The sequence below is a fragment of the Microcoleus sp. B3-D7 genome (assembly GCF_036705305.1).
GTDB lineage: Bacteria > Cyanobacteriota > Cyanobacteriia > Cyanobacteriales > Microcoleaceae > Microcoleus.
The window spans coordinates 38,869-64,953 of record NZ_JAUBUE010000029.1 but is presented as its reverse complement, the minus strand read 5'-3'; the positions used below and the strand labels follow the sequence as shown (position 1 = coordinate 64,953).

The 26,085-nt window shown below is 47.0% G+C and carries 22 protein-coding genes; 12 read left to right on the top strand and 10 right to left on the bottom strand.

All coding sequences use genetic code 11. The features are described from left to right. Positions 1–161 precede the first annotated feature (161 nt). From QUB25_RS19270 to QUB25_RS19260, 3 genes are all read left to right on the top strand, one after another. Entirely contained in the window at positions 162–548 is a 387-nt protein-coding gene (locus QUB25_RS19270) for a response regulator (RefSeq protein ID WP_333036815.1), read from the top strand. A 1,064-nt stretch (positions 549–1,612) separates the two neighbouring features. Beyond that, positions 1,613–1,921, top strand: a complete 309-nt coding sequence (locus QUB25_RS19265; protein WP_333036817.1) for a DUF1830 domain-containing protein — start codon at positions 1,613–1,615, stop codon at positions 1,919–1,921. 74 nt (positions 1,922–1,995) lie between these two features. Then, on the top strand, positions 1,996–2,346 hold the full coding sequence (locus tag QUB25_RS19260) for a late competence development ComFB family protein (RefSeq protein WP_333185173.1): 351 nt from the start codon (positions 1,996–1,998) through the stop codon (positions 2,344–2,346). 82 nt (positions 2,347–2,428) lie between these two features. On the opposite strand, the gene QUB25_RS19255 is transcribed toward QUB25_RS19260, so the two are convergent. Then, entirely contained in the window at positions 2,429–2,782 is a 354-nt protein-coding gene (locus tag QUB25_RS19255) for a DUF6464 family protein (protein ID WP_333060373.1), read from the bottom strand. A 590-nt stretch (positions 2,783–3,372) separates the two neighbouring features. After that, entirely contained in the window at positions 3,373–4,104 is a 732-nt protein-coding gene (locus QUB25_RS19250) for a sucrose-phosphate phosphatase (RefSeq protein ID WP_333185171.1), read from the bottom strand. 171 nt (positions 4,105–4,275) lie between these two features. On the opposite strand from QUB25_RS19250, the gene QUB25_RS19245 reads away from it, so the two are divergent. Next, positions 4,276–6,519: an iron uptake porin gene (locus tag QUB25_RS19245; protein WP_333185169.1), complete on the top strand. Its 2,244-nt coding sequence runs from the start codon at positions 4,276–4,278 to the stop codon at positions 6,517–6,519. Positions 6,520–7,029: 510 nt separating this feature from the next. Here QUB25_RS19245 and QUB25_RS19240 read toward each other — a convergent pair. Both QUB25_RS19240 and QUB25_RS19235 read right to left on the bottom strand, forming a co-directional pair. Then, on the bottom strand, positions 7,030–10,371 hold the full coding sequence (locus QUB25_RS19240) for a PAS domain S-box protein (protein WP_333185167.1): 3,342 nt from the start codon (positions 10,369–10,371) through the stop codon (positions 7,030–7,032). Positions 10,372–10,777: 406 nt separating this feature from the next. Continuing rightward, positions 10,778–11,437, bottom strand: coding sequence for an HAD family hydrolase (locus QUB25_RS19235; RefSeq protein ID WP_333185165.1), 660 nt, complete (start codon positions 11,435–11,437; stop codon positions 10,778–10,780). A 111-nt stretch (positions 11,438–11,548) separates the two neighbouring features. Between QUB25_RS19235 and QUB25_RS19230 the strand changes: the two genes are divergently transcribed. Both QUB25_RS19230 and QUB25_RS19225 read left to right on the top strand, forming a co-directional pair. After that, complete coding sequence (locus QUB25_RS19230; RefSeq protein ID WP_333185163.1) at positions 11,549–12,313, top strand: Uma2 family endonuclease; 765 nt, start codon at positions 11,549–11,551, stop codon at positions 12,311–12,313. 294 nt (positions 12,314–12,607) lie between these two features. Continuing rightward, complete coding sequence (locus QUB25_RS19225; protein WP_333066490.1) at positions 12,608–14,416, top strand: aspartate kinase; 1,809 nt, start codon at positions 12,608–12,610, stop codon at positions 14,414–14,416. Between the two features lie 399 nt (positions 14,417–14,815). Here QUB25_RS19225 and dcm read toward each other — a convergent pair whose 3' ends face one another. Next, complete coding sequence (gene dcm, locus QUB25_RS19220; protein ID WP_333185161.1) at positions 14,816–15,847, bottom strand: DNA (cytosine-5-)-methyltransferase; 1,032 nt, start codon at positions 15,845–15,847, stop codon at positions 14,816–14,818. A gap of 338 nt (positions 15,848–16,185) precedes the next feature. On the opposite strand from dcm, the gene QUB25_RS19215 reads away from it, so the two are divergent. Beyond that, positions 16,186–16,569 (top strand): DUF4346 domain-containing protein, encoded by a 384-nt coding sequence (locus QUB25_RS19215; protein ID WP_333036837.1) that lies wholly within the window; start codon positions 16,186–16,188, stop codon positions 16,567–16,569. 59 nt (positions 16,570–16,628) lie between these two features. Here QUB25_RS19215 and psb32 read toward each other — a convergent pair whose 3' ends face one another. Continuing rightward, positions 16,629–17,351 carry a photosystem II repair protein Psb32 gene (gene psb32, locus QUB25_RS19210; RefSeq protein WP_333036839.1) on the bottom strand — a complete coding sequence of 241 codons (723 nt, stop codon included), beginning with the start codon at positions 17,349–17,351 and terminating at the stop codon, positions 16,629–16,631. 132 nt (positions 17,352–17,483) lie between these two features. Between psb32 and QUB25_RS19205 the strand changes: the two genes are divergently transcribed. Then, a complete protein-coding gene (locus tag QUB25_RS19205) occupies positions 17,484–17,714 on the top strand; it encodes a hypothetical protein (RefSeq protein ID WP_006635545.1) in 231 nt (76 codons plus the stop codon). Between the two features lie 152 nt (positions 17,715–17,866). Here the strand turns inward: QUB25_RS19205 and QUB25_RS19200 are convergent, their stop codons facing one another. Further along, positions 17,867–18,412 carry an NADPH-dependent FMN reductase gene (locus QUB25_RS19200; protein ID WP_333060382.1) on the bottom strand — a complete coding sequence of 182 codons (546 nt, stop codon included), beginning with the start codon at positions 18,410–18,412 and terminating at the stop codon, positions 17,867–17,869. A gap of 326 nt (positions 18,413–18,738) precedes the next feature. Between QUB25_RS19200 and ftsH the strand changes: the two genes are divergently transcribed. Then, positions 18,739–20,673: an ATP-dependent zinc metalloprotease FtsH gene (ftsH, locus tag QUB25_RS19195; RefSeq protein WP_333185158.1), complete on the top strand. Its 1,935-nt coding sequence runs from the start codon at positions 18,739–18,741 to the stop codon at positions 20,671–20,673. Positions 20,674–20,842: 169 nt separating this feature from the next. Here the strand turns inward: ftsH and QUB25_RS19190 are convergent, their stop codons facing one another. Next, positions 20,843–21,397: a M23 family metallopeptidase gene (locus QUB25_RS19190; protein ID WP_333036920.1), complete on the bottom strand. Its 555-nt coding sequence runs from the start codon at positions 21,395–21,397 to the stop codon at positions 20,843–20,845. A 267-nt stretch (positions 21,398–21,664) separates the two neighbouring features. Further along, positions 21,665–21,850 carry a hypothetical protein gene (locus QUB25_RS19185; RefSeq protein ID WP_333185156.1) on the bottom strand — a complete coding sequence of 62 codons (186 nt, stop codon included), beginning with the start codon at positions 21,848–21,850 and terminating at the stop codon, positions 21,665–21,667. Positions 21,851–21,883: 33 nt separating this feature from the next. On the opposite strand from QUB25_RS19185, the gene QUB25_RS19180 reads away from it, so the two are divergent. Beyond that, positions 21,884–22,264 (top strand): hypothetical protein, encoded by a 381-nt coding sequence (locus tag QUB25_RS19180; RefSeq protein ID WP_333046563.1) that lies wholly within the window; start codon positions 21,884–21,886, stop codon positions 22,262–22,264. A 167-nt stretch (positions 22,265–22,431) separates the two neighbouring features. Here the strand turns inward: QUB25_RS19180 and QUB25_RS19175 are convergent, their stop codons facing one another. Continuing rightward, the gene (locus QUB25_RS19175) at positions 22,432–23,241 is read right to left on the bottom strand and encodes a phytanoyl-CoA dioxygenase family protein (RefSeq protein WP_333185154.1); all 810 of its coding nucleotides are present in this window, start codon (positions 23,239–23,241) and stop codon (positions 22,432–22,434) included. Between the two features lie 169 nt (positions 23,242–23,410). On the opposite strand from QUB25_RS19175, the gene QUB25_RS19170 reads away from it, so the two are divergent. Further along, positions 23,411–24,859 (top strand): RecQ family ATP-dependent DNA helicase, encoded by a 1,449-nt coding sequence (locus QUB25_RS19170; RefSeq protein ID WP_333185152.1) that lies wholly within the window; start codon positions 23,411–23,413, stop codon positions 24,857–24,859. Positions 24,860–25,054: 195 nt separating this feature from the next. Next, positions 25,055–26,020, top strand: coding sequence for an RluA family pseudouridine synthase (locus QUB25_RS19165; RefSeq protein WP_333185150.1), 966 nt, complete (start codon positions 25,055–25,057; stop codon positions 26,018–26,020). Positions 26,021–26,085 lie beyond the last annotated feature (65 nt).

The window sequence follows — 26,085 nt, the reverse complement described above, 5'->3', positions numbered from 1 at the left end:
TATCAACCGCGCCCGACGATTAGGACGTTTTTAAGTGCTGAAACTCTTAATTTTATTGCTTCTTCCTTTGGCTATATCTTTCAAGAAACCCGGTTGATGAGGCAGCGTGCGTAAGTCCTTTTTCGGTTTACCATGATTAATTTAAAATTTGAGTTTTAATTATGTCAGCAAAGCGCATTCTGGTCATCGATGATGAAAAAAACCTCTGCAGCGTGATTCAGGCCTGTCTGGAACATTTAGGCGGCTGGATTGTACTAAGCGCACCCGACGGCAGCCAAGGATTGCTTTTAGCTGAAACTCAACTCCCTGACGCTATTCTGCTAGATGTGATGATGCCGGATATGGACGGACTTACTCTGTTTGGTTTGCTGCAAAACAATGCGACTACTCGGGGGATTCCGGTGATTTTCCTGACGGCTAAGGTGCAGGCGATGGATTTGAGCGAATTTGCTGATTTGGGGGTAGCGGGGGTGATTGCCAAGCCTTTCGATCCTTTGAGTTTGGCACAGCAAGTGGCGGACATTCTGGGTTGGGAACCGTTGCTTTAAACTGGGGTAAAAGGCGATCGCAGATAGCATATCAAACTCGGCATTTGAAACCGCTACTAGACGAACAAAGTCGGCCCACCCCGACGGCAGAATCAAGGGCATTAAAGCCGGATGACGATCGAAAATCCGCTTTCTGGTTCTCTTGATTATTCCGAAAATCACGCAATTACGTTATTAAACCGGGTTGATGCGTTCAGGAAAGTTCTAGTTTTTCCGGCTATTTTCATAATTTCCTCATTTTTTTGATTTAGCTTTGAGATGGATCGGTGATTGGTTAATTTAAACTCTGATTCCCTATAAGTTCTAGAGATGATCTCAGGGAGTCGGGGTTTTTTGTTACCTCCAAAGCTGATCGGCTATCACCGTATTTACAGGCAGAATAACTCCTCCAGAGGTTACGCACACTGGCATCAAGAACGGTTTTTTTTTACCCGGAATCACAGATGCAGCGAAGTTTTTGGGTGAAAAACCCGGTTTCAGCCTGCTAACCCAAGATTTACGCAGAGTTCCCTGAGAAACCTGGTTTTTTAACCCAGGAGCACAGATGGAGCTAAGTTTTTGGCTAAAAAACCAGGTTTTTGCCTAACTGTTGTAATCCCTGCTTCGGCAAAAGTATATTTATCAAAAAAAATGATGGTCTTCATAATTTCCTCATATTTTTTAGATAAAGTTTACTCCAAGCTCTTGATCTTAAGGTCGATCGCACTCTCCGCACCATTCCGCTGTCAAAGAGTAAATCTGTTGTCAGGAGAGTTCGGGAAAGTGACGGAACTTTCAATTAACTGCTGCTACAGTACAACCAACCTCAATAAGTCAGGATCTAGGCCCTGCATACCAAAAAAACCGGGTTTTTTAACCGGGAAAAACGGAGTTTATGCGCCAGACCTCTAAGTGTTGGCAGGATAACTCAATGCTACAAAAATTAATAACTGAAGATGTGATTTGCTCTCGAATAACACCCCAAAAATAAGTCGGTCGTTTGATAAAGAGTCAAACTCGCAATTGCCACTAACAGGCAAAGCCAAGTCTCAGTAAGTTTTTGAAAGAGTGTGGAGATTTTTTTAATGTCTGATCAGCTATCTTATAAAGGTAACAAACAGATTCTGTGCTATTACGCAAATGTTACCAACCTAGTTCAGGTGGTTCGGATTGGGAACATTCCTAATTGGTACTTTGAAAGAGTGCTGTTTCCGGGACAGCGACTGATGTTTGAAGCTGCTGCTGAAGCAGTCTTAGAAATTCACACTGGTACGGTGGCAAGTGCTATTTTATCGGACAAGATTCCCTGCTACGTGCTGCGGGTTATAGAAGAGGTAAGTTCAGAGTTTGAGCTGGTGATGACCGAAGAACGATTGGCGGTATTAGCCGGTTAAAATTCATGAGAAATCAGACGAGATCGAGAACGGGCACAAAAATATTAGTTAACGAGTGTTTGGGGACAGGGAAAATGCAGAAAAATCTTGTCAATATTACCTTAGCTGTAGTAACAGAGGAAGTAGAAATTATCTTGCAGTCTTATCCGAAGCACCCATACCAACAAGCTTTTTCGCCTTCGGGATTGCGACAGGATTTAATTGCTTATGTGCTCAGCCGAGTTCCTAATAGATATACTGCGATCGACTCCGGCGAGTCTGTGTCAAACCAAACAGTTCAGGTTCGCTGTTCTTCTGAGCAGTTGCTGCACATAGAAAATTTGATTCATACTGGCATTCGTGACGTGCTGCACAGCTATCAGAAGATAGATTACCCCCTGCCTGAAGAAGTTAAATTTGATTCGAGAGTTGCTAGTTGGTTGTGATAGTTTCTTGTAATTGAGGGAGACGCCGAGATTCTCGGCCCTCTCGGTTGGGCGAGGTGGAATTGTGTACTGACTCGATGGTTCAAGACTTTTGGTAATCGCAGCAGCAGTTGCACGGGCCATTGGGATTGACAGCACAGCGCAGAATTTCCGATAGAGCATTAAAGCGACAGCTAGCATCTCCGATAACCCAGATGCCGCTTACAAAAGTTCTTTCCGTCGGCGGTGTGGCCGACTGCACGTACAGGGCAATTTTTTGCAGTCGGTAGCGGCCGGATTTGAGTTGATAGCGGTGGTGGCGTTCCAAGACAGCGTAGGTTTGTCCCTCTAAATCTAGATAGTTCCCCGGTTGTGGCGTCCAATCCAGCCGAATGCTACCTAAATATTGGCGGGGGTGAGAGAGAATCACCTCTACAGGTAAAGTATTTTGTTCCATGTGGCGGTGCGTTCGCGAACTGAACTAAAGGGGCAAATAGTTGACTCAACCTACATCTTGTTCATCTAGAAAGATAAGTTTTTATAGAGAGTGTAATTTAGGTTTAGGCGCTACACTTAACTATAGAACCTTTGGCGATCGAGGAATAGGCGACTTATCTTGGGATAGCCGACTCCCTCCACTACGTTCCGCCCAACAGGCTAGGAAATAAACTTCAACTCGCTTGAGGTAACTAAAGTTAAGTTCGATTAGCTTTGATAAAGCAGTACACGCTGATGGTATCGCAACTCGCAGGTTCGATCGATATGCGGTTGAGATTCCTGAACAGATTTTAACGGTTTGCAGGACTTGGGGCGCTTGAGGTGGGTTTGTACTAAGGACTTCAGTCCTCTGATTTGTATGAGAGGATGTTTTAAAAGCGTCGTTTTACCTCATAGTGGGCACAAAGAAACATCTAAGTAGGGGCCCAAACCTTGATTTATCGTCTCAGCTAAGCCCAATCAGAAGGGCTAAATTATACCTTCGCCGACTTTTAAAACATCCTCTGAGGACTTAACTGCTGACTACAAACCAAACCGCTTTTTTGGCCATCAAAATTCCCAAAAATATGCCATTCCTTCCATGATTCCCCAAGCGCAAGCAGAACCTGCTAAATAATGATTTTCAGTGCCACATTCGCGATGCCATTCTAAGAGTTCTGACAGAGCATTAGCAACGATTACTCCCCGGACAGCCTGTTCAAACATACTGATATCATTGCCCGAATCACCGCAAACTAATGTTGCCTCAGATGGAATTTGTAGGCGCTTTTGTAAATAAAAAAGGGCATTGCCTTTATTGCTAGTTTGCGGTAAAATATCCACATCGCGATTGCTGCTAAAAATGATTTGAGCTGGCAGTCCCGATTCAGTTAACTTTTGCTGCAAAGCCTGGACAGTCGAGCTATTTTCTCCTGCTGGTTCCAGACTATAACTGATTTTCCAAGGATTTTGTTCTTTTAGGGATTGGGGTTTAAGCTGGGAAAACTGCTGAGCTAAAGAGGAGATCGCCATTTTATCCCAGTCTTGAGAAAGATATTCCGCCCAATCTAAATCGAGGATTCCGTCTTGGTAAATTTCGCTACCTACACCTGCGATAAAATAGTCGGGTGCTAGCAGTTGCTTTTGGGCAATTAATTCGCAAGTTGAAGCATAAGAACGCCCGGTAGCGTAAACCAAACAAATTTGCGATCGCTGTGATTGCAAGCGCTGGTTGAAAACTTGAGTTGCTTCGTCATCTCCGACTAGCGTGTTGTCTAAATCTGTAACTAATAAAAACTTCATTTGGGGAATTAGTCAGGAGTCAGTAGTCTTCAGTCATTAGTGATTGGGAATTGCTCGCTTCCTAAAATAATTTTAACTATTTATAAGAATTTGTTAAACCAACTACATTTATAAGCAAGCTTATCGGTTAACATTGGCCAGATTTAATTTTCAATAAGTGGTGTGAGTTTTATGGTGAATAATGCAACCTCCGTTAAAGCTTTTTGGCTGTCTTTCTTGATTTCGGGTGCTGCAGTGCCTTTGGCGCCGATCTCCGCAACAGCTCAAATTCAGGATACCTCAACTCCAGAAGTTGCGCTAGAAGCGAGTGCCGTCTCTACGGCTACCCCAGAGGCAGCGCTGGCAGCAGGTAAGATTGAGATACCGCAGTTAGCGGCGAGCACGGCAGAGACTAACTCAGCAGTCGATCGCCCTTTACCCGAAACAGATGCAGCATGGGTGAATACCGCTTTACCCGACACAGATGCAGCAGTCGATCGCAGTTTACCCGAAACAGATGCAGCCACAGTCGATCGCGCTTTACCCCAAACAGATGCACCATGGGTGAATAGCGCTTTACCCGAAACAGATGCAGCAGTCGATCGTGCTTTACCTCAAACAGATATAGCATGGGTGAATCGCGCTTTACCCCAAACAGATATAGCAACAGTCGATCGTGCAACAACAACCCCAGAAATAACGGGGGCAATTCGCGAATTACCCCCCCAGGAGTTAGAAATTGCAAACTCTCCTCAGTCTCAACAAGTGGCTGAAGCCAGCAAAGTTGCCGACATCAGCAGCGAGACGGGCACCGCTGATGACCTCAGCATACAAGAAGACGCAGCACAAGTCACTTCTGTTTCCCAACTGTCCGACGTGCTGCCGACTGATTGGGCTTTTCAAGCCTTGCAATCCTTAGTAGAAAGATACGGCTGCATTGCGGGATATCCAGACGGCACATTCCGAGGCAATCGAGCAATGACTCGGTATGAATTCGCCGCCGGATTAAACGCTTGCTTAGACCAAATTACCAAACAACTTGGCGGTTCTACTGGTAATTTAGTCAAGCGAGAAGATTTACTTGCTTTGCAAAGATTGCAAGAAGAATTTGCAGCAGAATTAGCTACCTTGCGCGGTCGGGTAGATGCTTTAGAAGCCCGCACTGCCGAATTGGAAGCCAACCAATTTTCAACTACTACTAAACTCAACGGATTTGCTTGGTTTAACCTGACAGGAGCTTTTGCGAGCAAGCGAGTCCGAGTTGAAGCAACAAATGGAAATGCTGCTCCGCTCGATCGAGTAGCCGGACGCGATCCTGTCACCAACAGACCCATTGTGCAGAGAGTGGACGACCCAGAAATCACTTTCAGTCAGTTAGTTTGGTTGACCCTCACTACTTCCTTTACAGGGAAAGACGAATTGATTACACAGCTAGCTGTAGGTAACGGCAATTCCCCAGCCAATCAATATACTTCTACGGGCCTGTTCAATACCTTTGGCACTCCTTTTCTCGACCAGACTGCTGGGGTGAATCCCAATGAAGTTACCCTGCGAGAACTTTCCTACCGGTTCCCGCTTAGCAACCGCTTCCAAGTAGTAGTCGGGCCGCGGATTAATTTCTACCGCTACTTTGACAACAATAGGTTTAACTTTTTCGTAGACGGTGCGAGCAGCTTTAATTCTAACAACAGCCCTTTGTTAAGCGCTACCAGACGGGGTGCCGGTGCTTTGGTTTTGTGGGATATCGGCCGCGCATTGAAACTGCGTTTTGGCTATTTAGGCGAGAGTACGGAATTTTTGCCCACTTCCGTTTTTAATTCCGCTTCCAATCCGTCTCAAGGCTTGTTTGGTGGGACAAATACGACTACAGCAGAATTAACATTCAGTCCGAGCGATCGGACTAATTTGCGCTTTTTGTACAGCCGTTCCAACATCCAGCAAATCGGCGGCTTAATTGGATCTCCTAACAGCAAGCCGTTGAACGGTGTGGCAGATGACGGTTTCGGCGGCCGCCTGGGCAATGCGACTGCGAATACTTATAGTTTCAATTTCGATTGGTTAGTTGCTCGCCGCTTTGGTCTTTTCGGCCGCTACGGCTACGCGGAAACCAATATATTTCCCAAGACTGACCGACCCGACGGCACGATCAAAAATCAATCTTATCAGTTAGGACTTGCATTTCCCGATTTGTTCAAAGAAGGAGCTTTGCTTACGGTGTCATATTTAGTACCTTTTGACTTTACTGGCGGTCGGAGGTTTCTAGTTTCTGGCGGAGGGAATGGCGGCACTCAGTACGAAATAGAGGCAACTTATTATTTGCCTCTCACCGACCATATTTCGATCGTGCCGGCATTTTATGCGATCAGCAATGCCAATAATTTCGATAACAACCCGACAATTTTTGTGGGCAATTTGCGGACGCAGTTTAGTTTTTAACTACATTAGGACTTACTTGAACCTAATTATAGTATTTTTCAGTTGAGTGAGGTACACATGGGGAATGGGTAATGGGTAATGGGGTGCTGACTGCATAGTACCTGACTCAGTTTAAAACTGCTATATTTAGGGCGCCCCTGGAGCACCTTACCATATTATCTAGGGTGCGCCTGGAGCACATTACCGCGCTCTTAGTAGGGTGTCAAACCACTGATACCAAATCCGCGTTAAAAACCCCTTGATAAGACTCGGCTATTGAAATCGCTACTACACAAACTTTCGTTCGTAGCTGAGAGGGACTAAGAAATCAAGGGGGTTTTTAAGCCGAATGCGGACATAATTAATGGACATGATATCAAATCCGCTAGCATCGTCGGGCGTAAAATCGAGTTAACACTCAACACTCAACCATCATTCAGTTTTTCGACTGACAGTTAACAGCCAACAGTCAACAATCACGGACAGTGCAACCGGAATTGACATGATGTCCTGATTAGCTTCGTCCTGATGTCAACGAATTGGAATTTTGATGATAAATTCAGTACCTTTACCGGGTTCTGAGAAGCACTGCAAATTGCCGTTGTGTTTTTCAACGACAATTTGGTGCGAAATTGATAAACCCAAACCTGTGCCTTTACCTACGGGTTTTGTGGTAAAAAACGGGTCAAACAAACGCACAATCTGATCTTCGGGAATGCCAAGACCGTTGTCTTTGATCCGAATTAAAATGCTCTTGTCATCAATCGTTTCAGTTTTAATGGTAATAGTAGGAAAGATAGAATTTCCGGTGTATTTGGCTTGGCTGCTGCTTTCTTCCAAGGCGTCGATCGCATTTGCCAATACATTCATAAATACCTGATTTAACAGTCCGGGATGACAGTTTATTTGCGGCAGTTCTCCGTATTCTTTGATCACTTTAATGCCCTGCCAGTTGGCTTTGGCTTTCAGTCGGGTGTTTAACATTAACAAGGTACTTTCTAAACCTTCGTGAATGTCGGCAGTCTTGATTTTAGCTTCGTCTGCCCGCGAGAAATTGCGAAGAGTTTGAATAATTTCTACAATGCGCTCGCATCCGGTCTGCATCGAATTGAGCAACTTGGGCAGGTCTTCTGCTAAAAATTCTAAGTCTATATCATCGGCTTGTTGCTGAAGTTTGTCTGGGGGATTCGGGTACTCTTCTCGATACACTTGCACGATTTCTAATAAGTCTAGAACGTAGCCTCGGACGTGGCAGAGGTTGCCTGCGACAAAGCCCACTGGGTTGTTAATTTCGTGGGCAATTCCTGCTAGCACCTGTCCGAGGGAAGACATTTTTTCGGTTTGTACTAACTGCATTTGAGTTTGCTGCAATTCCTGCAAAGCTGTTTGCAATTCTTGGGATTTTTGCCGATCGCGATCGGCGGCGGCGGCCCGTTCTTCCTCAACTCCGATCGCCCCGGCAATAATTCCGATCAGCTTGCAGTCGGCTTCGGTGGGCGCGATCGACTCGGTGTTGACAACGCACACGGCACCCACGTAATTGTCGCCCAGCCGCACTGCTTGTCCCAGATAGCTTCGCAGTTGGTAGCGGATGACAGCGGGATCGGTTTGGGCGTAGATCGTGTTCTGCAAGTCAGGAATGGCAACAGCCCGATCGCTTCCTTTGCTGCATACGTCAGTGCAGATGTGGCCCTCGGCGCGATCGACCAGCGGGTAGTCCGGCGGCGCTTGCCAAGTCCCGATTGCGTGCAGCAGTCCGCCACCTAAACGGCTGTAGATGGCGCAGCTTCCGCCCAAAAGCTCGCCGGCTAAGGATGTCAGCCGCTGGATGTTCTCAGCGGCGTCGGTGGTGAATCCCAAAAAGCACTCGTTGATTTTGCTGAGGCGGTACTCTGCTTGCCTGCGCGCCGTCATGTCGCGGGAGTTGATCACAATTCCTTTCACAGCGGGGTCTGCTAGCAAGTTGATGCCGACACCTTCAAGAAAACACCAAGAACCGTCAGCGCGCCGGAACCGACCTTCTAGGGGGATCGGATCGCCTGGATTTGCCATCAGTTTTTCGCCGTCGGAAATCACCGAGGGCAGGTCGTCAGGGTGGATCAAATTGAGAGCAATTTGACCGGCGAGTTCATCGGCTTCGTAGCCTAACACTCTTTCTACAGAAGGGCTTTCGTAAACAATGCGACCGCTGGCGTCGAGAATAGTAATGATGTCGGAACTGTTGAGAATTAGCGATCGCCACTTAGCCTCATTTTGAAACAAAGCTGACTCGGCTTGTTTGCGATCGGTAATATCCTCTACCATTTGCAAAATAAACTGTGGCGTTCCCTGACTGCTGTCGATGACAGAGGCGCTGAGGCGTCCCCACCTGATGCTGCCGTCTTGGCGGAGGTAGCGCTTCTCGATTTGATAAGCTTCGCGGGAGCCCGCGGCCAACTCTTGGCGCAACTGGCGGGAAACTTCTGCGTCTTCCGGGTGCGCGCAGTCGTCGAGCCCGACACCCCGCAGTTGAGCTTCCGAGCGCCCTAGCATAGCTTGAAATGCCGGATTAGTGGCGATCGCAACACCTTCGAGGGTAGCGACTACCATGCCGATCGCAGCGCGTTCAAAAATTGCCCGAAACCGCTGTTCGCTGTCTCGCAAAGCTGCATCCGCTGCCACTTCCTGCGTGATGTCCCGCCCCGCCACTGCCAAACCTTTGCGCGAACCGTCGGGGTTGAACAGCGGCACTTTCCGCACTTCAAACAAATTGCTGCCGCCTGTGGGCAAGGAGACAATTTGGCGGCTGGAGGTGAGAGTGCCTGCTTGCCAGGTGGTTTCGTCGGTTTCCTGCCAAGTTAGCAGGATTTCTCTGACTCTCGGATCGGCGGCGGCAGCGAGTTCGGCAGTAGTTTTACCCTGGTAGTCTGAGGTTTCCCAGCCCAAAAGTTGGAGGGCGCAGTCGTTGGCAATCAGCCAGCGCCCCTCGCTGTCTGTGAGGTTGATGGCGTCGGGGACAGCGTTAATCGCGGTTTTCAACCAGTATTCTTGATTTCGCAGGGCTGCTTCGGCTTGTTTGCGATCGGCGATTTCGGCGACGGTTCCTTCGTAGTAAAGAAGTTCGCCATTTTCGTCGCGGACTTCGCGCACGTTTTCCGAGATCCAGGTAGTGCTGCCGTCTTTGCGGCGGACGCAAGACTCAAACTCTTTCAGGGAGCCATTTTTGCTGATTTCTGCAATGAAGGAAGCGCGGCGGGTGCGATCGGCGTAAAGGTTTTTTGCAGAACATTTGGCGATCAGTTCTGACGGGGAATCGTAGCCGTACATTCGGGCGAGTGCCTGGTTGGCGCTGAGGTAGCGCCCGTCTGGCGCGGTTTGGAATATGCCTTCGGTGGCGTTTTCAAAGATGCTGCGGTATTTTGCCTCGGCTTGTTTGAGGGCTTCTTCTGCTTGGAAGCGATCGGTGATATCAGATTGGACGCCGATGAAGTGGGTAACGAGCCCGCTGCTGTCGCGCACCGGCGAGATGCTGAGTTCGTTCCAGAAGGCGGTGCCGTCTTTGCGGTAGTTTTTCAGAACTACTTTGCAGTCATGCTGTTCTTTCAAAGCCACGCGGATTTGCTCGACGGCAGCGCCATCGGTATCCGGGCCTTGCAGGAAGCGGCAGTTCTTCCCGATTATTTCGCTGCGATTGTAGCCTGTAATCCTCTCGAAAGCCCCGTTGCAGTAGACTATAGGCTTGTCCGGCCGGGTAGCGTCCGCGATCGCGATGCCGTTGCTGGTAGCTGCCAGGGCGCGATCGTACAGCCGAAATACTTCTTCTATTAAATTCGGTGTGCCGCCAGTACGAGTCGGCGATAGCGTTTCAGAAGGAATGCTTATATCTATCTGCATGAGTTTCTATAAATTGAGTTTATTGTAGATCCCGACTGGCAGCACACCCTAGACTTTAACAGAATTGCCTGTTTTCCACAGGCAGAAGTTAGAAGGCTATTATGCAGAATATGGGCGGTAAATTCTACCTAAAAAAAATCTGGCTTCCCTCGTTTTTTTCTCTTTGCTTCTGCCTTGTGCCTTCTACCTTCAAAGGAATCCTACTTGTTAATTTATAATAGTTGTTCTTGGGATCACTCTATCTTTAGTATGGTTTACTTGGTAGGGTTTAGGTAGCTTACAAATTCGCGCACTTATTTTTTTTATTGAACCAAAATCCGATACCAGGAGTCTCTATTGAAATATTTTTAATAAAAAACCTAGGACTTAAACGATTCAAAATATTCTAATAAAAAACCAGTAAAAATTAATGTTGAACGAACACAGCAAGTTCTGAAATATCGTCGATCGCGAAAGTCGGTTCTAGGGCGAGACACTGAGCGCGATCGCCATATCCGTAAGCCGCCCAACAAACATCTATCCCAGCATTTTTAGCAAATAGCAAATCAATCGCCGTATCGCCAACCATTAAAATTTGACTGTTATCCAATTCCGGAAACAGCGGTTTAATAATCGAGTTAAAAACCGCTGGGCTGGGTTTCATAATTATTTCTCCGTTGTCACCTAAAATTAAATCAAAAAAACTGTGAATTTTCAATTTTTGCAGTAACGAATTAACAAAACTAACGTGTTTGTTGCTAAAAACTCCCAGGCTCAATCCCGACTTACGCGCCAACTGCAAGACTTGCTTGGTCCCCCTAAATAAATCTACCTGCTTTTCACCTTCCGTCCGATAATAAGAGCGGTAAGTTTCAACCCATTCAGGAATTGCGCTTTCCGCGATCGCCGGATGCAGGATTTTAAAAGTATTTGGTAAATTGATGCCGATCGTACCTATAATAATATCAGCCGCAGGCGGGGTAACATTGAAACTTTCAAAAGTTTTGGTAAAGCAAAATACAATAGCTTTGTGAGTAATTGCCAAAGTGCCGTCGAAGTCAAAAATAATTAACTTGTACTTACTCATATTTCTGAAATTTTTCTATAGAGCAACCGAAGGTTTCCAATGATATAATATCATTATTAATCTATAAAGCAATAATTATAAATATAATTTTTAAACGTTCAAGAGGTCAACATGAGTGTCACCGAACAACCAGAAATTATAGCAACAGATTCCCCTGATCACACTCAATTACCAGACTCCGACGGTACTTTTGTAAAAAACTTCCAACAACATCCTCAAAGCATCCTGTTAACAACATCAATTCGACCCATTTTAGACCAAATTCATCCCGACGGACAATACTGCATCGGTCAAGATTCCGGTATTTACTGGCGAGTGACCAGACCCCCGGAACCGCCAGAAAGAGGAGCCGAAGCGCCTGATTGGTTTTACGTACCCGACGTGCCGCCAACTCTTGACGGAAATCTCCGCCGCTCCTATGTCATGTGGCAGGAATTAATGCCGCCTCGGATTGTACTTGAATTTGTTTCTGGTGATGGCAGCGAAGAAAGAGATAGGACTCCTCGCCAGGGCAAATTCTGGATTTACGAGCGGATAATTCGACCTGCTTTTTACGGCATTTATGAAGTCACAAAAGCACAAGTTGAAGTTTATCATTTGGTAGAGGATCGCTTCGAGTTACTCCCACAAAATCAGCGCGGACATTACCCGATCGCACAAATGGGAGTGGAATTAGGCATTTGGCAAGGGGTTTATCAGGGCGTAGAACTGCCTTGGCTGCGCTGGTGGGATGCTGAGGGGAATTTGCTGCGGGCCGCCGAGGAACGGGCAGAACAAGCCGAATTAGTGGCAGAACAAGAACGACAAAGGCGCATAGAAGCTGAGTTGCGAATTCAAGCTTTAGAAGCGCGTTTGCGAGAGTTAGAAGGCGAGTAATGCGATTTTAGATTTTAGATTTTAGATTTTAGATTGGGGATGACTGATGATGATCGGGGTTGGGATCTTGATAAGTCATTGGCAATTCTTCTATTCTTCAATCAAAAATCTAAATTCCCATCAGTCGCAGGTTCCGGTAGAGACACGGCTATTCACTGTCCCTAGGAACATCATGTGCTGTAAAAACCCGATCGCCTAGCAGCCTCCTCAGAAACGATATAAACATTCATCGGTTATTATCAAAAATTTGCGTATATTAGCTTAAAGTATTGCATCACTTTTTGTGTAAGTCCTATGGCACTAATTGTTCAGAAATATGGCGGAACCTCGGTTGGTACAGTCGATCGCATTCTGGAAGTAGCCAGACGAGTAGTAAAAACGGCACAGCTCGGCAACTCTCTCGTTGTCGTACTTTCAGCGATGGGCAAAACCACCGACGGTTTAGTTAAACTCGCCAAGGAAATTTCCGCAAATCCCAACAAGCGGGAAATGGATATGTTGCTCTCCACTGGGGAACAAGTCTCGATCGCACTTTTGAGCATGGCATTGCAGGAAATGGGACAGCCCGCAATTTCCCTCACCGGCGCCCAAGTCGGCATTGTCACCGAAGCCGCCCACACCCGCGCCCGGATTTTGCGAATCGACCCAAATCGGCTGGAGAGTCAGTTAAAAAGCGGTAAAGTTGTTGTGGTTGCGGGGTTCCAAGGTATCGCCGATGCCGGAGAATTGGAAATTACCACCTTGGGCCGTGGCGGTTCCGACACGACAGCAGTTGCCCTCGCTGCAGCCCTGCGGGCTGACAGGTGCGAAATTTATACCGACGTGCCCGGAATTCTGACTACAGATCCGCGCTTGGTTGCCGACGCGCAATTGATGGACGAAATCACCTGCGACGAAATGCTGGAATTGGCGAGTTTGGGCGCAAAAGTCCTCCACCCGCGCGCGGTAGAAATTGCCAAGAATTACGGCGTGCCGCTGGTAGTGCTTTCTAGCTGGAGTGACGCCCCCGGTACGCGGGTAGTGTCTCCACCCCCGCAACCCCGTCCTTTGGAGGGCTTGGAGCTCGCAAAAGCGGTGGATGCGGTGGAATTTGACTTAGATCAGGCGGGAGTGTCGCTGCTGCGTTTGCCCGATCGCCCCGGCGTAGCAGCGCGGTTGTTTGGTGCGATCGCGCAGCAAAACCTCGATGTAGACTTAATTATTCAGTCAATTCATGAAGGAAATACTAACGATATTGCCTTCACCGTGACGCGAAAATCTCTGCAACAAGCCGCCGCCGTTGCAGATGCAATTATCCCCGCCCTCGGCAAGAATTCTCGCCCCGAATTGGGAGAACCGGAAGTGAAAGCAGAAGAGCGGCCAATAGCTAAAGTTAGCATTGCGGGTGCGGGAATGATCGGTCGTCCGAGGGTAGCGGCGCAGATGTTTAAGACTTTAGCGGATGCGGGAATTAACATTCAAATGATTTCTACATCAGAGGTTAAAGTTAGTTGTGCAATCGATGCTGAAGATTGCGATCGGGCTGTTGCCGAACTCTGCAAAACATTTGATGTTGCCAACTCCCCTATTGGGCTGCGTTCATCCTCCCACAAACCGCCTGCAGTCCGCGCCGTTGCGTTGGATCTCAATCAAGCGCGTCTAGCAATTCGCCAATTGCCCGATCGACCCGGAGTAGCAGCAAAACTGTTTGGACTTTTAGCCGAGGAAAATATCAGTGTAGACACGATCATTCAGTCGCAGCGCTGTCACAATATTGACGGCATATTAACTCGCGACATTGCATTTACCGTAGCACAAATTGACGCAGAAGCTGCTAAAAACGCCCTCGAAAAAGCCGCCCCCGAATTTGGATGGGGCGAAGTCGCAGTCGATACACAAATCGCCAAAGTTAGCGTTGTCGGTTCCGGGATGGTAGCGCATCCGGGAGTAGCGGCAAAGATGTTTGAAGCGCTTTCCCGCCAGCAAATCAACATTCAAATGATTGCCACTTCCGAGATTAAAATTAGCTGCGTTGTGGATGAAGGACAAGGAGTAACTGCTTTGAAAGCAATTCACGCAGCCTTTGAACTTGCCGGTACCGAAAAAATCCAAGTTCCCGCCTAATCGAGGTTTGTAGTTGCGCTTCAGCGCCGGCAGACTCTGAATCCCAACTACAAGCTTAAAAATTTCATTAATTAGAGTTTTCGGTAGGGATACGGCACTGCCGTGTCCTTGCAAATATCGCGGACACAGCACTCCTGTCTCCCTACAAATATATTCGGATTTGGACACGGCACTGCTGTGTCATTGCAAATATCGATCAACAGTCAACGATCAAAGTTTTGAGTGCAAATTTCACAGCATGAGGCTGTGTTAAAATGAAACTGGCGATCGCATTAAGGAATTTAATATTAGTCCTGTATTAGTAGGGTGCGTCAGAACCAAAATCCTCGATTGTCGCTCTCTACACCCGTCTGACGCACCTTACAAGTCGATGGGAGTGGCACACTTGCGTAAGTGCTGTTAGAAAAGAGCAACCTGTAAATATTCATTTATTTCTCTTGGCAATCCCTTCATTTCATCATACAATAAATTTTGACTTACTATTTCTTGCGCGATCGCCTCCACAACCGGCACACAAACCGAATTCCCAATTTGCTTGTAACTTTCCCCCGCGCTCGGATAACTCTTAAAATCTTCAGGAAAACCCATAAGGCGGTAACATTCCTTCAGCGTCAACTTTCTTACCATATCTTGCTCAGGAATGTAGATAAAAAACCTGCCAGATGTTTCTTGCGAAGGAATAGTCGGATGCACTCCATCTACCGAATAAATGCGATTAGGCTGTCTGTGAACTCTCGATAAATGTTCTGTATTCGGCCTCACGCCAGTTTTCCAAGTACCTTTATTTCTGTAACCTACAAACAAAAGTCCCGAATCTTGCTTTCTCGGAGACTCAATTAAAGTATACTCTGATTTGTCCAATATTTCAAAATCCCCTGTCTCGTCTAGAAATTCCCTGAGTTGCGGAGGAAACTTGCTTTTAAGTCGAGAAAAATTAAAATTTTTACCTTTAGTTGCAATAATGAATATTCTTTCACGATGTTGAGGAATTCCAAAGTCTTTAGCATTCAGCATTTTGTAATTCACGCTGTATCCCAAATCTTCAAGGCTGGCAATAATTACTTTTAAGGTATTTCCCTTGTCATGATGGATTAAGTGCTTGACATTTTCGAGAACGATAACTTTAGGCTGCTTGATTTTGATAATTTTACAAATCTCGAAAAATAACGTCCCCCTAGTATCTTCAAAACCCAGCTTTTTGCCGCAGATGCTAAAAGGTTGGCACGGAAACCCGGCGACTAAAATATCAAATTCTTCTAACTCGACGGGATTAATTTTACTGATATCTCCAAAAGGAACCTCACCGAAATTTTCCGTGTAAACTAGTCGGCATTTGCTGTTAATTTCGCAGGAAAAAACGCATTTAAAGCCGTTTTTTTCAAACCCTTGTCTGAAACCTCCTATTCCTGAAAACAAATCTATAAATTTCATTTTTGCTCAGCTTTAACACAAACAAATCATCTATACAATAATAACCGATTTTGCATCCTAGATAAGTGAGCAACGGCTAAGAAAACACAATATCCAGAACCCCGAATTCTTGAAAAAGTCTGGGTTCTAACAGCGATCGCGTCTTAAGTTTACTCATCAATTTATCTGTCCAGTCCGATCGACTGTAGCATAGGAGCGATCGGCAAATTGCAGGAATTGTCGATCACCCGAAATTTCCCCCCGCATTCAACCAACCAACCTGCCAAACTTGTCCCGCAGCCGACTAAACTAGAAATAGCAAAAAAAATATAGCTATTGTTTACTTCCTTTCACCAACCATGAGTCAAACCTTAGAAAATCTCACCGCCATTGATGACAAGCTATCCAAACGCCACATCGACCTAGATCCAGGCGGCTACTTCATCATCTATCTCGATCGCGAAACCAGCTTAATTTGTGCCAAACATTTCACCAACATCATCGACGATCGAGGCCTCGCCGTCGATCCGGAAACTGGCAAACCCATCCCCGCCCGTGGCAAAGTAGAACGCACTGAGGCCACACTTTTTACCGGCAGAACCGCCAAAGAACTTTGCGTCAAAATCCTAGAAGAAACCCGCCCCTGTCCGGTGACAATGTTAGATCACGCGGCTTATCTGGGACGGGAATTTGTACGGGCAGAAATTGCATTGTTGAGCGATCGAGAATACGTTCAAGATTAGTGCAGCCCTGCCTTAATTTCTTGACAAAACGGCAACCGATCGAATTTGTCAGCACCCGATCACGAAAAACCTTGATACCAGAAATAAGTCACCATCGGAATCACTGTCGCCAACACCAACAGCACAACCACAACAACTGTGGCATTGCCTTGATCTGTTTCTTCAGCTTTTTTAAACGTGCCTTCAACTTGAATGTTGTCAACAACTTCAGGAGGACCCGGATCGGGTTCGCCCGACAAAACAGTTGCAATGCGCGTACTTGCAGCCGCAAATGCCTCGTTGTATTTATTCGCTTCCCGCAGCGGGACTTGCACGGTTTCCCCAGCTACACTCTGGGCAATTTCATCGGTTAGCAGGGACTTAACCCCTTCCCCGGTGCGAATTGCCGCGCTGTTGGTAACAGTGTCGAGAACGAGTAAAATTTGATTAGTCTGGTCTTCTTTTGCGGGAAACCACTGTTCAAACAGTTGGTCGGTGAAAGTGGCAGTCGTTTCGCCGTAGTCTAAGCGGTGGATGGTGACAAATCGGACTTGTTTCCCTGTTTTGTTTTCCAGGTTGTCGAGCACGCTGCTGATATTGCTTTCGCTGCTGCGGCTGAGCACGTCGCCTTTGTCGAACACCCAAGTTCGATCGCCCGCCGACAACACGGGCATTTCGTAAACGCCAGTCGCCAATGCCGGCAATACCGCCATCTGGGATGCGATTAGGGCGATCGCGATCGTCGCCGCCAAAGGTTGGAGATATTTTCTCCAGTTAAATAATTGCTTCAGGAGTCGGGTCATGAGGTTAACCGTAAAACTGACTTTTTTCCAAAAATACTATAGAAACCCCCGTAAAATTCATTTTATGCAGGGCAATATTTACAATTAGCTCGCCCGTGGAACTCCCCGCCCGATTATTTTAGGATTCTAACTATGGAACCAGCAGACACTTATAAAGGTTGGATTATTCAATCCCAGAAAGTTTTCTACGTCGAGGTTTGGGATAGCCGCGGCAACCGCCACGTCGCCGTCCAAAATGCCAAGACTGAGGAGGAAGCTTTGGAATTGGCCAAAAAGTGGATAGACAAATATGAGTCAAAACCCGGAAGAATGCCGATCGACGTACCCCATCCTTTCGGAGACATGATCGATATGCCATTTTAACTCTGTTGACTGTTGACTGTTAACTGTTAACATTACAGCTTGTCGGCTGCTCTACTAGAGACAAAACCTCTTCAAATTGAGCAATTATTGCAACTGACGCATCCGAAGAATAGGCCAGTTGCGTCCCGGACTGCATTTGTCATGAGATAAAATTACGAAATTCCTCGCAACTTCCGCGTATTTTCTACCAAACTCCGAGCAAATTCGTCGAACCTTTCAGACAGTTTTTCATCCAACAATTTACCATCCGGACTAAAAGCTTTCCAAGCTTGTCCGATCGCAATTTGTTCGGGAATTACCCAAGCGTGTACCCATCTCAAAATCACGCGCAAATCGTTGAGTGCGTTGCTGTTAACTTGCCCTCCCAAAACGCTGATCGAACCCGCAACTTTCCCGTCCAAATGCTCAAAACTCATCAAATCCAGGGCATTTTTGAGAGCACCGCTGATGCTGCCGTGATACTCCGGCGTTGCCAAAATCAAGCCGTCGGCTTGCTTAACCGCATTCTGCAGCTTTTCCACATCGGGGTAATCGATATAATCATTCTCACCATTGCAGAATGGCAGCTTGAGCGATCGCAAATCGAATATTTCAATTTCCGCGCCCAGGGCTTGCGCCCGTTCTGCTGCCACCTTCAACGCTAACTGGCTGTAGGAGCCAGCCCGCAAACTTCCACCAATGCCGACAATTTTTACCATAAAGCTTAAAAACAAAAACTGCTTTCCTAAAGCGTACTCATTACGAGTATGATTAACATAGCAAGTTCGATCGGCAACTGTCAAGTAAAGTTTCCGATGTAGAAAATAGAAGGAAGAATAGAAGGTTATGGGTAGGAGGGGTGAGTGCTCATAAGCCCGGTCAGGGAAAACAGACTCGGAGCGTTCACAAGCCACTATTTTGAGGGGTTTCTTAAGATGCCCGCGAGAGATAAACCCATCCAACACCCGCCATCTTGTTAAAATAAATGAACGTAGCAAACCACAAGCGGTCAATCTTGGCAGTCTTCAACCTTGGGCAAAGCAATATGAAAAATTCTTGGAAACACGCATGGCTGGGGCATCTAGCTGAAAACAAAGACAAATCGAGCCAGAATCCTAAAAAATCAATTCCAGGACGGAATCTTTGGCGCATCCTGGGCAGTTTGGTGATTTCTCAAGGAATATTGCTCTCGACCCCGGTGTTTGCCGAGAGCGCGCCAAACACCATGAGTTACAGCCAACTGATCGACAACATAGAAAAAGGGCAAGTCAGTAGAGTCGAAGTAGACGAAACTCAAAAAACTGCCAAGGTTAGGCTAAAAAATCAAAAAAGCGATCAAACCCAATCAGTTAGTCTGTTCGACTACAACAACCGAGAACTGTACTCGCAAATCCGCGCCAAAAAGATTGACTTTGAAGTCAAACAAACAGCCGACAACGCCGCCGCAGTCAGTTTAGTAGTAAACTTGCTAGTGATTTTTGCAGTGTTGGCAGTGCTGATGGCAATCCTGCGCCGATCGACCCAATCTCAAGGAAATGCCATGAACTTCGGCAAATCCAGAGCCCGTTTCCAAATGGAAGCCAAAACCGGCGTGATGTTCGACGACGTAGCAGGCATCGAAGAAGCTAAAGAAGAACTGCAAGAAGTCGTAACTTTCCTCAAAAAACCCGAACGCTTCAACGCCATCGGCGCCAAAATTCCCAGAGGAGTTCTGTTAATCGGGCCTCCGGGAACCGGCAAAACAATGCTGGCAAAAGCCATCGCAGGCGAAGCAGCAGTCCCCTTCTTCAGTATCTCGGGTTCCGAATTTGTCGAAATGTTTGTCGGAGTTGGCGCCTCCCGCGTCCGCGACTTGTTCCGCAAAGCTAAAGAAAATGCCCCCTGCATCGTCTTCATCGACGAAATAGACGCCGTAGGAAGGCAGCGCGGCGCTGGTATCGGCGGCGGCAACGACGAACGCGAACAAACTCTCAACCAGTTGCTGACAGAAATGGACGGCTTTGAGGGTAACAGTGGCGTGATTGTGATTGCAGCTACTAACCGGCCCGACGTACTCGATACCGCCCTGCTGCGGCCCGGCAGGTTCGATCGCCAAGTAACGGTAGATTTACCCAGTTACAAAGGGCGTTTGGGGATTTTGCAAGTTCACGCACGCAACAAAAAACTCGACCCAGAAGTTGCCCTAGACACGATCGCCCGCCGCACTCCCGGCTTTTCCGGCGCCGACTTGGCAAACTTGCTCAACGAAGCAGCAATTCTTACCGCGAGGCGTCGCAAAGACACGATTACTAACTTAGAAGTTCACGACGCGATCGACCGGATCACGATCGGGCTTACCCTCAACCCGCTGCTCGACAGCAAGAAAAAGTGGATGACAGCATACCACGAAGTCGGACACGCCCTAGTCGCGACCATGCTCAAAAATGCCGACCCGGTTGAAAAAGTAACGATTATTCCGCGTTCCGGCGGGGTCGAAGGCTTTACTAGCTTTGTGCTTGACGACGAAATGCTCGACAGCGAAGGTTTGAGGAGTCGGGCTTTGCTGTTAAACCGAATTAAAGTAGCTTTGGGGGGACGGGCGGCGGAAGCAGAAATTTATGGCGATGCTGAAATCGACACCGGTGCCGGTAGCGATCTCAAAAAAGTTAGCAGTCTCGCGAGGGAGATGGTAACGCTTTATGGAATGTCGGATTTGGGGCCTGTGGCTTTGGAAAGTCCGAACAATGAGGTGTTTTTAGGCCAGAATTGGAATTCGCGATCCGAGTATTCCGAAGACATGGCAATTAAGATCGATCGGCAAGTCCGGGAAATTGCCTTTGAGTGCTACGAAGAAGCTCGCCGAATTATCCGCGAAAACCGCGCTTTGGTAGACAAACTTGTCGAAGCGCTGTTGGATGAAGAAACGATCGACGGCGATGAATTCCGCCAAATTGTCGAGCGGTACACCGAGTTGACCAAAAAAGAGTTGGCACCAACGTAAAGAGTCATTAGTCATTAGTTATTCAAGTTTGTAGTGAGGACTTTATTCCTCATTCTCGAAAAAATCAGGACTTTAGTCCTTACTACAAACCAAGAAAAATGGCTACTAACTAATGACTAATGACTAATGACTAATGACTAATGACTAATGACTAATGACTAATGACTAATTAAGATTGTTGCGCGTACATTTCCCGGAGTACCAAAGCCGGGTCTACCCAGCGGCCGCCGTACTTCAATCCCCAGTGCAAGTGAGGCCCACTCGTGCGGCCCGTCATCCCAACTCTGGCAATTCTCGCACCCGCAGGCACTGTTTGACCTTGCCAAATTTGCACGGTACCTTCGCGATCGGTATAATAACGCCCGCCGTTAGCCGTTAGCACTCGGCCTCTGAGGTGACAGTAGATGTGTTCCCAATTTCCCGATCGCACCACCATACCAGTGCCGCACCGGCCATCTTCCCAAACTTCCACAATTTGCCCGCCCCACCAATTGCGGATATAGCTGCCTTCCGGGGCGGCCAAGTCCAAACCGTAATGAAAATCCCCGCCACGGGGGCCGAAGGCGGAAGTGTATGTTTCAAAGTTTTCGACTGGAAAAGAAGCTTCTTGCCACAAATTACCCGTCGCTACTCTGCTTGGTAAGCCTGACTGAGCTTTGACCACCTGCTGCTGCAAATAAGGGCTGATCAACACAATGCCGATCGAAAGTGCCAGCAGCAGCATATGTCTGAGACGAAAAAAGCGTTTTGCCGTCAGCGGGCCTCTAGAGTCTTGCAGGATTTTTTTCACGGCTCAAAGTTAAATGTGTGTGCGAGTTTGCGTTGTCTTTTAGGCTCACATCTTGCACCCTTGTCAATAAAGCTTTCAGGGGCGGGCTTTCCGGCCCCCCCCACAAAAAAATCATTCTTTGTGGAACGGGCATCTTGCCCGTTTCTCAGAAGGGTGCAAGATGTAAATTATGCCAATTCGCTGCAAGATTGGCTTTGAGCTCTACCCGCGATCGCGAATCAGTTTATCAACAACGTGTATCTTACTCCATCCAAAACCCGTGTCAAGGCTTCCGGGTAAATGCCCAGGGGTGATAAAAAAAAATTGGCCGAGGAATTGCTGCTGCGGTTGAATTCGATCGAGCTTTTGCTTGACACTATAGTTAAGTTCGGAGATTTTGGATAACATCCAAAATCTCAAATTCATCACAAACATCAAGCAATGCTTACTGAAATTTTTCCGTTTAGTTTTGCCATAGACGCAACTGCGATCGCCGGTGCGTCCTTGTGGTCTTTGGCCCTGTACTGGGGCCTGTCGCCCCTTACAGAATGGGTAATCCTGCAACTCAACCGCTGGATGAATTTTGCCGAGAGATCCCTCTACACCTCGGAAGCCGAGTTTGAAAGAACCCGCCAAGCGAGAGAAGCTCAAAATGCCTTTTACGCTTCGCTGTTGAGCATTCTGCCCTTTTTGATTGTGGGCGGATTGTGCAATTGGGGGGTCGAATTGTCTCTGGGCACTGGTTGGGCGGTATCTATGGGTACGATCGCCTGTATTGGTGGCGGCGTGTACGAGCTCGGCCGCCGGGACGGTCAATCTTAGGCGATTTTAGATTTTGGATTTTGGATTTTGGATTGCTCAAGATATTCGGAGATTTACCAGCCTCTAGAATTGATCGTAATCTCAAATCCAAAACTCCAACTCTTAAATAAATATGACATTTCCCGTTTATTTATCGATCGCGCCTCAAACAAAATTCATAATTTATCTTAACCGTAATCTGACTCAGGATGTTTGCCTAAAAGCCGCAGTTGCCGTTCTGTAGCTGTAGCGATAATTTCGGGGTTAAACTGCCACGGCCAAGGCGAAAATTTCTGCGCGATGTTGCGATGGGAATAATGCACTTGCAGTAAGTAGCGAGTTCCATCTGTTGTCGTATTTTTGCCGCCGGAGTGCCAAATTTCACTGCGGAAAAACAGCACATCTCCTGCTTTGCACAAAACTGGTTCTGGGGAGTGTCCGTTCCAAGTTTCTTCCCCGCGATCGGGTTTGCGACCAGATTTATGACTGCCGGGAATAATATAGGTAGGACAGAGCTCTTCTGTGACATCGCTGAGATAAAAATGAGCCGTGCCAATCAATACCGGGAGTTGAAAAGTGCGATCGGCAAACACGCTTTCGGGCACGGGTACAAACACCTGATCGACGTGGACGCGCCAACCATCATAACCGGGCCCGCTTTTCCACGCAGTCATGCCGATAATGTGGCAATCGCTGCCCATTAATGCTTCGGCTAACTCAATTATACCCGGTCGATCGACATAGGAAAGCCACAGCCGATCGCGATTAAAAACGCACTTAAAATGCTGGTTCAATTCACTCCAACTGCTACCATCGAGTCCAAAGGGTTGCAGGCGATCGAGTGCTTCCTTTGTTTGCGCCACTTCCGACTGACTGAGTACACCAGGAATCAGCGCAAAACCATCTTCATGCACTGCTTCTGCTAGACATACGGTATCGAAAAGATCATAAGTCTTTTGCCGATAGCTGAAAACTTCGCTTAACGTGTTTGCGTTCATAATTCAAAAAGTAAAATTATTAACTGTTATTAAATTAACAGTTATTCTGCTCGATACTTGCATACTATAAAACCAGCCACCTGGTTTATTGGTACATCAAGACTTACACAAAATTTAATTATGTAGGACACGCACTGCTCACATTACGTCTGATTTGGGAATAAATCAAATGAAATACCAACCCGAACCAACATCATTAAATCAAGCCCGCGCCGCCTTCCAAAAAATCTGGGGATACGACGACTTTCGACCACCCCAAGGAGAAATCGTCGGTAGTTTATTAGCCGGAAAAGATACAATTATAATTATGCCGACAGGTGGTGGCAAATCAATCTGCTTTCAACTGCCAGCTTTGTTGCAAACAGGGTTAACTTTGGTAGTTTCGCCGTTAGTCGCACTGATGGAAAATCAAGTGCAAGAATTGCGCGATCGCAATCTTCCTGCTTCCCTCCTCCACAGTCAATTGCCAACAGCGCAGCGCCGACAAACTATGCAATCGCTGCAACAAAACAAATTAAGATTGCTGTACCTGTCTCCCGAAACGTTACTCAGCAAACCAGTTTGGGAAATTATCAGTCAGCCGCAGATCCAAATCAACGGTTTAATATTAGATGAAGCTCACTGTTTAGTACAATGGGGCGATACTTTTCGACCAGCTTACCGCCGTTTGGGAACAGTGCGGCCGGCTTTGTTGAAAGCTAAACCAGCAAATAGTAAAATTGCGATCGCCGCTTTCACCGCTACCGCCAACCCGGAAGCACAGCAGAAAATCAAAAATGTCTTGCAACTGCAAGAACCCGAAGCATTTCTGCTAACTCCCTACCGTTCTAACCTGCACCTGCAAGTGCAGACTGTCTGGACGCCGAGAGGACGCAAGCAGCAATTATTAAATTTTATCAAAGAGCGACAAAAACAAGCAGGTTTAGTCTATGTCCGCACCCGAAAAGATAGCGAAAATTTGGCGGATTTGTTGGACGCCGCAGGTTATGAAACAGCAGCATATCATGCAGGTTTGAGTCCAGAATCACGACGAAAAATAGAAACAGCTTGGCTGAACAATGATATTAAATTCGTGACTTGCACGTCAGCATTCGGGATGGGAATTAACAAGCCAGATGTCCGGTGGGTTGTTCACTTTCAAGCACCTTTGCTCTTATCGGAATACATTCAGGAAATTGGTAGAGGCGGACGCGACGGCAAATCGGCGATCGCCCTGACATTGATTAGCGAACCGACGGGTTTGCTTTATCCCGAAGATAAACAAAGAAAGGAATTTTTTCAAGATAAATTGCGATCGCAATATCGAGAAGCTCAGCAATTAGCCAAAAAACTGCCAGTTAAAGGCGATATAGAAGCAGTTTCCCGCGAATTTCCCGAAAGTGCGATCGCCCTTTCAATCTTGCACAGCAGCGGACAATTAACATGGCAAGATCCTTTTAATTATGCGATCGATAAATCTCCACAGCAAAAATCAGAAAAGTTAAGTTTTACCGCAGCGGAAGAAATGGCTAAATATCTCAAACATCGCGAGTGCAGGTGGCAATTTTTGCTGCAAGCTTTTGGGTTTGCCAAGGAAGCTAAATCAATGCGCTGCGGCCACTGCGATAATTGTCGATAGAATTGACGATTATACTCAAACGACTTAACCACTCCGATCAAAGAAACCGGGTTTTTTACCCAGTCTGCGGGCAGAAACGAAGTATTGCGGTGAAAAAACCCGGTTTCTCGTTGCCCGTGCGATCGCGAACTAACTCACAGATGTTATGATGAAGATATTTGCTTTACACAATTGGCAAAAAATAGTAAAAAGTAAATGATAGAAACAGACACTGCGGCACAGATTTACACAGTAGAAAATACAGAGGAATTCGATCGCAGTAATGTCAATCAGCGATTAGATATTTGGCTGTCAAACCAGATACCGGACTTATCCCGATCGCGAATCCAAACTCTCATATCACAAGGCAACGTCAAAGTCAACGACGAAACCTGCACCTCGAAAAAAATCTCAGTAAAAACGGGCGATCGCATCCACCTCACTTTACCCGAAACCCAGCCCACTTCCTTGCAGCCGGAATCAATTCCCCTCGACATTCTCTACGAAGATGACAGCCTAATTATTATCAACAAACCAGCCGGATTAGTCGTCCACCCAGCCGCCGGACACCAAGACGGTACATTAGTCAACGCCCTCTTAGCCCACTGTCCCCTAGCAGAAATAGGCGGAGTTCAGCGACCGGGAATCGTGCACCGATTAGACAAAGATACAACAGGTGCGATCGCGATCGCCAAAACCGACATCGCGCACCAACACCTGCAAGCCCAACTGAAAGCCAAAACCGCCCGCCGCGAATATTTAGGCATAGTTTACGGCGCTCCCAACACCGAAACAGGCACAATAGACCTACCCATCGGACGGCATCCCACAGACCGCAAAAAAATGGCGGTAGTACCAGTAGAAAAAGGCGGTCGCCCCGCAGTTACTCACTGGACAATCAAAGAAAGAATTGGTAACTATTGCTTAATGCACTATCAATTAGAAACAGGCCGCACCCATCAAATTCGCGTGCATACAGCCGAAATAAAACATCCCATTGTCGGCGACCCGATGTACAGTTCCAACCGTTCGATCGGCGTCAATTTAACCGGACAAGCCCTCCACGCATGGCGGCTGACATTGCAGCATCCCGTAACAGGAGAATTAATAGAGGCGATCGCACCTTTGCCCGATCAATTCAACACCCTGCTAAAAATATTGCGGTTGCGGGCTAATATTTGATAGTTGGTATAGCAGTCAGCAAAGCTTTTAGGGAAAGTCGCCATCAGGCGTTGAGAATTTTATCT